We start from the raw sequence: 4,650 nt of genomic DNA, 5'->3' as shown, positions 1-4,650 counted from the left end.
ACCTATCTGAAGTTGTAACCTGGATTAAGTAGAAATTATCAACTAACCTATATAATTTTTTACCACAAAAAAGTATTTGTGAGCATATCATATAATAAATATCCCAGTAATTCTGTAGAAAGAATAAATATATTATGTAAAATGTAAATAAAAACTATCTCTTTTTCTTAAAAAAGATGGGTAATGACTAAATATTTTGTAGATAGTATTCTTTACCAATAACTTAAATTTGCAGCATAAATAATTAATTCACTGAGAATCTGTGTTTAACAAATCATATTAAAGCCTGTCCAAGAATTAGAGAGGCTAGCTTACCTGTATTATAAAATCCAGGGTGAAAAATATTCTGCCGATAAATTCTATAACCGCAACTTATCATAAATCTAAAACTAGAAATGTTTTCAACCGACATCGTTTTGATGTCGCATCAACTAATTATTCCATAACGTTAAATAAAGCTTAACTACCTTCTCAAAAAGTATACCTTTAGATACTCTTTTATTAGTAGATCTTTAAATCATTAGTAAGACCAGTGATAGCAGTGAATCTAAGCTGATATTTTCTTTTTGCTATATTCGTATCAAAAGGTGCTAAATTTAATTTTGAACTATCCCATAATAATCATGTACCTTTTGAAACTTTTATGATATACTATAACTAATAATTGGAAATAGAGGTGGAATAATATGAGTGGTAGAAAATATGGATACATTAGAGTTTCCAGTAAAGAACAAAATCCAGCCAGACAGGAAGATGCTTTGCTAAAAGCTGGCGTTGAAAAAGATTATATTTTCATGGATAAAATGAGTGGAAAAGATTTTGATAGACCTGAGTATCAATTAGTAAAAAGATTACTCAAAGAAGATGATGTTTTATTCATTAAAGATTTAGATCGCCTGGGAAGAAATCATAGGAATATTAAAGAGGAATGGAAAGAGATCACAATGGATATTGGTGCGGACATCGTTGTCCTGGATATGGATTTATTAGATACCAGAAAGTTTAAAGATGGTATGGAAGAATTAATTTCTAATATCGTTTTGGAGCTGCTCTCGTATATGGCAGAAAAGGAAAGAGAAAAAATCAATAAAAGACAGGCTGAAGGTATAAAAAAAGCCCGTCAAAATGGAGTCCATCTTGGCAGGCCTAAGATTGAAGTAGACGATTTTGAATATTACTATGACCAGGTTTATAATCAAGAAAATATGACGGCAGTTGAAGCTATGGATGAATTGGAGGTTAGTAAGAGTACATTTTATAGAAGAAAAAGTGAGTATGAAGAAAATTAAATTTTTTATTATAAAATGACAAAAACTCTCATAATTAAATGAGAGCCCTCATCAAGAAACATATTTTTAAAGAGATTGGTAATAATAAACTGGCAGGCAAGGATATAGGGTAACCCTTGCAAGTTTATTATACTAAAATTATACCATATTTTTATACAATTTCCAATATGTTATATTATTCTTCCGTTAACATTTTTATAAATATCTCTGCTAATTCAGGATCAAATTGAGTGCCTGAACATCTTTCTATTTCTTTTAAAGCTTCCTCTTTTAACTTAGCATGACTATAGGGTCTTTCACTGGTCATAACATCATATGCATCAACAATTGAAATTATTCTTGAAAGAAGCGGTATGTTTTTACCTTCAAGTCCTTTTGGATAGCCATTACCATCCCAGTGTTCATGATGATATAAAACTTTGTCTGCAGCAAATGAAAAAGAATCCATTGATTTTATTATATTATAACCTTCCTTGGAATGCTCTTTTACTTTTTTCCATTCCTTATTTGTTAGCTTCTCGTTTTTAATTAAAATATTTTTTGGAATTGTTATTTTCCCTATATCATGTACATTAGCAAGTAACCATAGCTCCATCAGTTGATCAGAATTAAGATCTATTTTTCTCCCCAATAAGTCAGCATACTCTACCATACTAGTTATATGTTCTTCTTTCTCATAACTTTTTTGGCTTAGTTCATCTAAAAGCTTTTTTACCATTAATTTTAACCTCCGTTCTAATTATAATTATTCAAAATCACTTAAGATTTTATCAGCTATTTGTAAACTCTCCAGATATTTTTCTGAGACTTGGTTCAAATCAAGAGAATACTTATTTAAATAATAATTTAATTTATCTGAATCAGATCGATTAAAAATTTCAATAAATTTTAATAAATCACCTAATCTACCTTCTCGGGCTATTAATGCTGACCTGAAATCTGATGGAATAGAAACCTCGTTTAAAATATCTTCAATATTCCGATCTAAATATACATCAATCAAAGAAAAAGCTCCTAACATAAATAATTCTTTATCCTCATCAATAAAATTGTCTGCTAAAAGTTCTGCAAAATAACCTCTTATAAGTGTGGTTTTAAATAAAATGTCTGGTTTATCCTGGCTTAAACCTTTAAGAAAATATAAGGTACACCATTTTCTGAGCCTATCTATTCCTAATAAAACAATAGCCTGCCGAATTGACTTAACATCATAGCCATAAGCTGCAGAATTAATTATGCTGAGTAAACTATAAGACATTGAAACATCCTGTTTAATAACTTTCTCTACTAATTTAAAATTGGGTTCTTTTTTATTTAATTCATCTAATAATTTTAAATAAGTAAATTTATATGAATCAATTTTTTCACCTTTAATTATTTCTGGTTTAGTAAAAAAATATCCTTGGAAATATTGATAACCAAGCTCCCAGGCTTCTTGAAATTCTTCATGAGTTTCAACTTTTTCAGCTAAAAATTTAACATCAGAATTATATTTTCTTATTTTTTTTTTATTTGTTTTCTTTCATTGTGTTTGGTAGTTAAGAAATCAATTTTAATAATATCAGCTAGTTCAACTAATTCTATTAAATCTTTTTTGAAAATAAAATCATCAAGAATAATTTTGTATTTTAATTTCTTATATTCTCTAAGCTTTTCTAATAATATTTGATCAATTTTTTGGTTTTCTAAAATTTCAAGATAAACCTTTTTAGAAGGCAATAAATCAGGTATTCCATCTTTTATTAATTTGGCTGTGAAATTGATAAACGCTGGTTTATTACCTGTTATATTATTTAATCCAATAGATTCTATACTATTTGTAATCACTTCAGCTGTTGCTTTTTCACCATCCCATTTTTTGGTTTCAATTGATCTAAAAAGTAATTCATAAGCAAAAGTTTTCTTTTTTCGATCTAAAATTGGCTGTCTGGCTAAAACTGCCTGAGGCATGAAATCATCCTTTCATTAATTGTAATAATATTTTTTAGGGAATAATCTTATATAATATCACAATTTATTTTCTTCCTTTATTAATATACATCTTCTGATCAGCTTTATTGAAGGTTTTATTTAAACTCTGGCTGCTGTCTTCCATTACTTCAAAACCTAAAGAAATAGATAAGGGCTTTATAAGATCCTTATTCTTATTAAATTCTTCAATATTTTTTTGTATTCTCTGACAGAATATTTCTGCCTCTTTTTGATTAGTAGTCGGTAAAACTACAGCAAATTCATCTCCCCCTATGCGGGAGACTATATCTTCAGTTCTAGCTGTTGATTTTAAAATATCTGCAGCATTAATTATATACCCATCACCTTTTTTATGACCATAATTATCATTTATATACTTAAGACCATCTAAATCTCCAATTACAATTGTTATGGGGTATTTTCGTGAAGAATCTAATCGATCCAACTCATTTTCGAAATATCTTCTATTATACAGTCCAGTCATCTCATCGTGGAAAGAAAGATATTCTATTTTCTTTTCTCTCTTTTTTCTTTCAGTAATGTCAATACCCGTACCTACAATATATTTTATGTTATTTTCATCATCTAATATAACATTATTTGACCATGAAATTAGTTTTTCTTCTCCTGATTTAGTCAGCCAATAGTTTTCATGTTTATTTGGATAATCTTTATTTTGTAGCTTCTTAAAAACATTTTCAACTTCTTTTTTTTCATTTTGCTTAATGAATAAATCCCAAACTTTTTTACCTTTCACTTCTTTTTCTGTGTATCCTGTTAATTTTTCACATGACTTATTAAAACGGATGATTTTCCCTTCAGAATTTAAAAGTAAAACTAAACTACTTTGTACTTCTAAAATTTTTGATAAAAATTCTTTTTTCTCTTTAATTATTTTTTCTTTGTTTCTCTTATTTGTAATATCTTGACCAGAACAAACCACATATTCTACTTTATCTTCTTTATTTAACTTTGGATTTTTAGTTATTGATATTAATTTTTTTTCACCACTACTGTTTTTCAACCACTCTTCAGTTTTAATTTTCTTCTTTTCTCTAAATACTTTTACATTGCCTAAATTACAAGTTTCAGCTTCTTCTTTATCAAGAAATTCAGTCAATTTTTTATTTTCTATTTCAGATTTATCAAGCCCAATAAAATCAGCATGAGCCTGATTTACCTTACCATAGGTTTCTGGATCTTTTAAATACCAAATTTGAGTATCAATAGTATCTAATATCATTTCCTTTTCTTCATTGCTTTTAATTAACTTTTGATGAATATTATTCTTATATATCGCAAGTTCAATATTATTTTTTAGTTCTTGTTTGGTAAAAGGTTTATTTAAATAAACATAAGCTTCAAAATCTTTTATTTTATCGTTTTTTGC

Annotated in this window: 5 protein-coding genes; 1 reads left to right on the top strand and 4 read right to left on the bottom strand. The window is 27.6% G+C overall.

The features are described from left to right. The first annotated feature begins 686 nt into the window (after positions 1-686). Entirely contained in the window at positions 687-1,289 is a 603-nt protein-coding gene (locus CI949_RS17165; RefSeq protein ID WP_110301301.1) for a recombinase family protein, read from the top strand. Between the two features lie 175 nt (positions 1,290-1,464). On the opposite strand, the gene CI949_RS17160 is transcribed toward CI949_RS17165, so the two are convergent. The 4 genes from CI949_RS17160 to CI949_RS17145 form a co-directional block, all read right to left on the bottom strand. Further along, positions 1,465-2,007, bottom strand: coding sequence for an HD-GYP domain-containing protein (locus tag CI949_RS17160; protein WP_110301300.1), 543 nt, complete (start codon positions 2,005-2,007; stop codon positions 1,465-1,467). Positions 2,008-2,034: 27 nt separating this feature from the next. Continuing rightward, complete coding sequence (locus CI949_RS17155; RefSeq protein ID WP_258363646.1) at positions 2,035-2,649, bottom strand: EAL and HDOD domain-containing protein; 615 nt, start codon at positions 2,647-2,649, stop codon at positions 2,035-2,037. A gap of 137 nt (positions 2,650-2,786) precedes the next feature. Further along, positions 2,787-3,239: an EAL and HDOD domain-containing protein gene (locus CI949_RS17150; protein WP_290768609.1), complete on the bottom strand. Its 453-nt coding sequence runs from the start codon at positions 3,237-3,239 to the stop codon at positions 2,787-2,789. Positions 3,240-3,303: 64 nt separating this feature from the next. After that, positions 3,304-4,650: diguanylate cyclase domain-containing protein (locus CI949_RS17145; protein WP_290768607.1), on the bottom strand; the 1,347-nt coding region annotated here is incomplete at its 5' end.

This window comes from Halanaerobium sp., assembly GCF_003070835.1.
Note: the sequence above shows the minus strand (reverse complement) of the source record. Positions and strands in the feature narration are given on the sequence as shown.